This window comes from Rhodopseudomonas sp. B29, assembly GCF_000333455.1.
Lineage (GTDB): Bacteria > Pseudomonadota > Alphaproteobacteria > Rhizobiales > Xanthobacteraceae > Rhodopseudomonas.
In genome coordinates this window covers 1-5218 of the sequence record NZ_BADD01000458.1, presented here as the reverse complement: position 1 = coordinate 5218, position 5218 = coordinate 1, and the positions used below count along the sequence as shown (strand labels likewise).

6 protein-coding genes are annotated in these 5218 nt (G+C 65.4%); 5 read left to right on the top strand and 1 reads right to left on the bottom strand.

Annotated features, from left to right (window positions below; all coding sequences use genetic code 11):
• From I5M_RS16395 to I5M_RS16375, 5 genes are all read left to right on the top strand, one after another.
• Positions 1-972, top strand: a 972-nt coding sequence (locus I5M_RS16395) for an NAD(P) transhydrogenase subunit alpha (RefSeq protein WP_022722382.1), incomplete at its 5' end; no start/stop codon positions are given.
• Between the two features lie 23 nt (positions 973-995).
• Entirely contained in the window at positions 996-1319 is a 324-nt protein-coding gene (locus I5M_RS16390; RefSeq protein ID WP_022722381.1) for a proton-translocating transhydrogenase family protein, read from the top strand.
• Positions 1320-1332: 13 nt separating this feature from the next.
• Positions 1333-2736, top strand: coding sequence for an NAD(P)(+) transhydrogenase (Re/Si-specific) subunit beta (locus I5M_RS16385; RefSeq protein ID WP_022722380.1), 1404 nt, complete (start codon positions 1333-1335; stop codon positions 2734-2736).
• A 109-nt stretch (positions 2737-2845) separates the two neighbouring features.
• Entirely contained in the window at positions 2846-3229 is a 384-nt protein-coding gene (locus tag I5M_RS16380) for a helix-turn-helix domain-containing protein (protein WP_022722379.1), read from the top strand.
• 1 nt (position 3230) lies between these two features.
• Complete coding sequence (locus tag I5M_RS16375) at positions 3231-4715, top strand: VIT domain-containing protein (RefSeq protein ID WP_022722378.1); 1485 nt, start codon at positions 3231-3233, stop codon at positions 4713-4715.
• Positions 4716-4804: 89 nt separating this feature from the next.
• Here the strand turns inward: I5M_RS16375 and I5M_RS32760 are convergent.
• A partial coding sequence (locus I5M_RS32760) for a hypothetical protein (protein WP_040771747.1) occupies positions 4805-5218 on the bottom strand: 414 nt, incomplete at its 5' end.

Here is a 5218-nt window from a genome sequence, read left to right as displayed (position 1 = left end):
GTCGGCGCCACCGTTTCCGCTGACGCGCTCAGCGGCGCCGATGTCGTCTTCAAGGTGAAGCGGCCGGAAGCGGCCGAACTCGCCAAGTACAAGCGCGGCGCGCTGGTGCTGGCGATCATGGATCCCTACGGCAACGACGCCGCGCTGAAGAGCATGGCGGATGCCGGCATCGCCGCCTTCGCGATGGAGCTGATGCCGCGCATCACCCGCGCGCAGGTGATGGACGTGCTGTCGAGCCAGGCCAACCTCGCCGGCTATCGCGCCGTGATCGACGGCGCCGAGCAGTTCGGCCGTGTCTTCCCGATGATGATGACCGCGGCCGGCACCGTGCCCGCCGCCAAGGTGTTCATCATGGGCGTCGGCGTCGCCGGCCTTCAGGCGATCGCGACCGCGCGTCGTCTCGGCGCCATCGTGACCGCCACCGACGTTCGTCCGGCCACCAAGGAGCAGGTGGAGTCTCTGGGCGCCAAATTCCTCGCCGTCGAGGACGAGGAGTTCAAGAACGCCCAGACCGCCGGCGGCTACGCCAAGGAAATGTCGAAAGAGTATCAGGCCAAGCAGGCCGCGCTCACTGCCGAGCACATCAAGAAGCAGGATATCGTCATCACCACCGCGCTGATCCCGGGCCGGCCCGCGCCGCGCCTCGTCACCGCCGAGATGGTGAAGTCGATGAAGCCGGGTTCCGTGCTGGTCGATCTCGCTGTCGAACGCGGCGGCAACGTCGAAGGCGCGCAGCCGGGGCAGGTCGTCGAGACGGGTGGCGTCAAGATCGTCGGCTACACCAACGTTGCCGGCCGTGTCGCGGCCTCGGCCTCGAGCCTTTACGCCCGCAACCTGCTCAGCTTCTTCGAGACCATGGTCAACAAGGAGAAGGCGCTCGCGGTGAATTGGGACGACGAGCTGGTCAAGGCCACTGCGCTGACGCGCGACGGCGCCGTCGTCCACCCGAACTTCCAGCCGAAGACCGCTTAACCCGGCCGCTAAGGAGAGTTGTGATGGAGCATATGGTTCAGGCGGTCGATCCGTTCGTGTTTCGGCTGTCGATTTTCGTTCTCGCCGTGTTTGTCGGTTACTTCGTGGTGTGGTCGGTGACTCCGGCGCTGCACACGCCGCTGATGTCGGTGACCAACGCGATCTCGTCGGTGATCGTGGTCGGCGCGCTGCTCGCCGTCGGCGTGTCGCTGGTGGGCAGCGACAACGGTCCGCTATGGGCGCGCGGCTTCGGCTTCGTCGCGCTGATCTTCGCGTGTATCAACATCTTCGGCGGCTTCCTTGTCACCCAGCGCATGCTGGCGATGTACAAGAAAAAGCAGAAGTGAGTAGGGGCCGTCGATGAGCGCCAATCTTTCCGCATTTCTGTATCTGATCGCAGGCGTCCTGTTCATTCTGGCGCTACGCGGTCTGTCGTCCCCGGCCACCAGCCGTCAGGGCAACCTGATGGGCATGACGGGCATGGCGATCGCCATCCTCACCACGCTCGCCGGCCATCCGCCGGCCGATCTGCTCGGCTGGGTGCTGGTGATCGCCGGCATCGCCATCGGTGGCGGCATCGGCGCCGTGATCGCCAAGAAGGTGCCGATGACCTCGATGCCCGAGCTGGTCGCCGCCTTCCACTCGCTGGTCGGCATGGCCGCCGTGCTGGTCGCCGCCGGCGCGTTCTATGCGCCGGGCGCCTTCGACATCGGCACCCGTGGTGACATCCACGCCCAGAGCCTGGTCGAAATGTCGCTCGGCGTCGCCATCGGCGCCTTGACCTTCACCGGCTCGGTGATCGCCTTCATGAAGCTGTCGGGACGGATGAGCGGCGCGCCGATCATCCTGCCGGCAAGGCACGCGGTGAATATCGCACTCGGCGTCATCATGTTCGCGGCGATCGTCTACATGGTGATCACGCAGAGCGAGGTGGCGTTCTGGGTCATCACCGGCGTCGCGCTCTTGCTCGGCATCCTGATCATCGTCCCGATCGGCGGCGCCGACATGCCGGTGGTGATCTCGATGCTCAACTCCTATTCGGGGTGGGCCGCGGCCGGCATCGGTTTCACGCTCGGCAACTCGGCGCTGATCATCACCGGCGCGCTGGTCGGCTCCTCGGGCGCGATCCTGTCCTACATCATGTGTAAGGGCATGAACCGCTCGTTCATCTCCGTCATCCTCGGCGGCTTCGGCGGCGAGACCGCCGCGGCCGGCGGTGGCGGCGGCGAACAGCGCCCGGCCAAGCTCGGCTCGGCCGACGACGCGGCCTTCATCATGAAGAATGCCTCGAAGGTCATCATCGTGCCGGGCTACGGCATGGCGGTGGCGCAGGCCCAGCATGCGCTGCGCGAAATGGCCGACACGCTGAAGAAGGAAGGCGTCGAGGTGAAGTACGCGATTCATCCGGTCGCCGGCCGTATGCCGGGCCACATGAACGTGCTGCTCGCCGAAGCCAACGTGCCCTACGACGAGGTGTTCGAACTCGAGGACATCAACTCGGAGTTCGCGCAGGCCGACGTCGCGTTCGTAATCGGCGCCAACGACGTCACCAACCCGGCGGCCGAAGAGGACAAGACCTCGCCGATCTACGGCATGCCGGTGCTGCAGGTGTGGAAGGCCGGCACGGTGATGTTCATCAAGCGGTCGCTCGCCTCCGGCTACGCCGGCATCGACAACCCACTGTTCTATCGCGACAACACCATGATGCTGCTCGGCGACGCCAAGAAGATGACCGAGAACATCGTCAAGGCAATGGCGCACTAAGCGCCGCCGCTGAGGCAGGAACGAAACGCCCGGCCGCAAGGCCGGGCGTTTTTGTTTTGAACGACCGGTATGGGATTGCTTTCGACATAAATATTGTTAAAAGAAGCGTATGAAGATCGCTGAGCTTTCCGCAGTGACCGACGTCAGCATTCGCCAGATCCGCTTTCTCATCGCGGAAGGGTTCGTGCCTGCGCCCGAAGGCGGCCGCACCTACGCGACCTATGGCGATCACCATCTTCGTGCGATCCGGCGTTTCCAGCGCCTGAAGGCGCTGGGGTTTCCGAACGCTGCCATCCGGCTGTTGATGAACGCCCGGGAAGGCGTGCCGATTCTGGTCGCAGATGGTGTCACGCTGGTCGTCGCGCCCGACATCATCGGAAATTGCCCGGATGCCGAGCGCCTCGGCGAACTCGCCAAGGCCCGCCTGAACGAGGTGCTGACAGAGCAGGGATCGATCAAGCGCCGGCGCACGGCTGGCGCGGGGAAGGGGTAGGATGGACAGCTCCAGCGGCGACGGGCCATCGATCCGGCCGATCGGACTGACCGACCCGCTAGCGCCGTTGCTGCGCCCGGCGCCGATTCCGCCGTCGCCGCTGTTGCTTTCGTCCACCGAGCTGCGCCTTCGCCTGGTGCCGCCGGTCGCGCGACTGATCGTCGAGCGCCGCTTCTCCAACACGGAGGCTGTTCCGATCGAGGCCGTGCTGACGTATCCTCCGACGATCGACAGGAAGATTTTGCACGGCGTTGCGATTGGTATCGGCGATCGGATCTGGCGGGCCCGCGCGCAGGCGCGCCGCCGCGCGGAAAACAACTACGACACGGCCGCCGTCGACGGCCATCGCGCCATCCTTATCGAGCGGCTCAAGGATGATTGGCGCACGCTCTCGATCGCAGGCATCCAGCCCGGCGAACACGTCATGGTCCGGACTGAGAGCGTCGTCGCTTTGCCGACAGGCATGACTGTCCTGACGCTTCGTCCGGGCGCCGACCCCGACCGCGCCGTGCCGGCTCTGCCGGATCACCTGTCACCGCGGCTGACAGACATTTCCCACAAGGTGACTCTGATCGTCGAGGCCGAACCGAACATCGATGTTCGGGTGGATGGGCACGCAGTGCCGCGCAGTACGGTGATTGCCGTCGATGCGGGGCCGATCGCGATCGCAGTGGACGTGCCGACAAACATCGGGCGATTGATCGCCCCCGAAGACGAAGCGGCCGAAGTGGCGCTCGAAGCCGCCCGGAAAATCGCCGCTTTCGGCAGGCCCCCGATCGATCCCGCGCATCGTGACGAGATCCGCTCGCTCGCACTGTCCGCCAACCTGATGACCGCGGAGACCAGTCTGGTTTTCTCCGGACCGGATGGCGAAGCCAGCGGCATCTTGCCCGCGATGCGCAAGGTTGCGCTGGTGGCTGCCAGCAGGCCATTGCCGATCCCGGCGGCGCCGGCTCCGGAGGGCCCCGCGGATACGTCCGTTGCTCCCGATCTGTCACCCGACGACGATCATATCGTCGGTCGGCCGCGACCGGGGCGGTCCGGACGATCGGTCTGGCGGTGGCCGCTCTTTGCACGTCAAACTGCTCCACTGCTGGCTCGGTGGCGCAATTGGCTGGAAAATCGCGGCCGTCCGCCCGCGCGTGAGCCCGAGCTTTCGGACTTGGGCCGATTGCTGATCCGGTCGGCGCAGACGGTTACTTGGCGCCCCGATGGACTACTTGCGCTGCGCAGCGGCGACCCGGCGCATCTTTCGGAGCGGGCAGCCGCGCTGATGCGCGAAGTTGCCCGCTGCGCGCCGGTGCGTGATACGGCCTACGGCCTACATTTGTCACCCGAGCACATCTCTATCGCGCTGCTCGCGATCGCCGCCGGCCCGACGGAGGCCGTTGCCGTCCACGGTCTCGGCGAACTATTTCCGGAAGATCGTGGACAGCTCAAGCCCGTGATGCGGACGCTCGCGCGTCAGTTCGGCCTGCAATGCTGAGCCAAGCCGACAGCGCGTCGCCGTTCGCATCCAGCCGCCGTTCGCTGCAGATCCGGCGTCGGCGTCGTTCGTGGATCGAGTGTTGGAAGCTAGTCGATTGGCGCATACGGCACGCCGCGGCGCTGCAATTCCTCCCTGACGGCCACCTTCCATGCGTTTTGGGTCGCGTCGGACATACCGAGAGTCTCGTCCAAAACCTCGAGCAATTCTCCGTTGCTCATGGCCGCCGCGAGCGCCCGATAGTCCGGTGCGCGGCGGAGAGGTTCGAACACTGCATAGTCCGCACATTCGCCGGAGCCGTCGTCGGCGAGGATTTGCGGAAACAAACCCGTCAGTACGCATGATTGTTCGGAATAGGCCGGGGCTGTGAACGGATGGCGATCGGATGGCACATGAAGCATGGGAGCTTCCGAGAAAACGATGCCGCCGAAGCAATCGAGTTCGACGGCCTCGCAGTCGGAAACGTCGACACCGGGCGGCAGAAGCGAGCCGAGACTATCCAG

Bases quoted from the DNA above. Each gene is read 5' to 3' on its own strand.
- I5M_RS16390 (WP_022722381.1), top strand. From the start codon at position 996: ATGGAGCATATGGTTCAGGCGGTCGATCCGTTCGTGTTTCGGCTGTCG.
- I5M_RS16385 (WP_022722380.1), top strand. From the start codon at position 1,333: ATGAGCGCCAATCTTTCCGCATTTCTGTATCTGATCGCAGGCGTCCTG.
- I5M_RS16380 (WP_022722379.1), top strand. From the start codon at position 2,846: ATGAAGATCGCTGAGCTTTCCGCAGTGACCGACGTCAGCATTCGCCAG.
- I5M_RS16375 (WP_022722378.1), top strand. From the start codon at position 3,231: ATGGACAGCTCCAGCGGCGACGGGCCATCGATCCGGCCGATCGGACTG.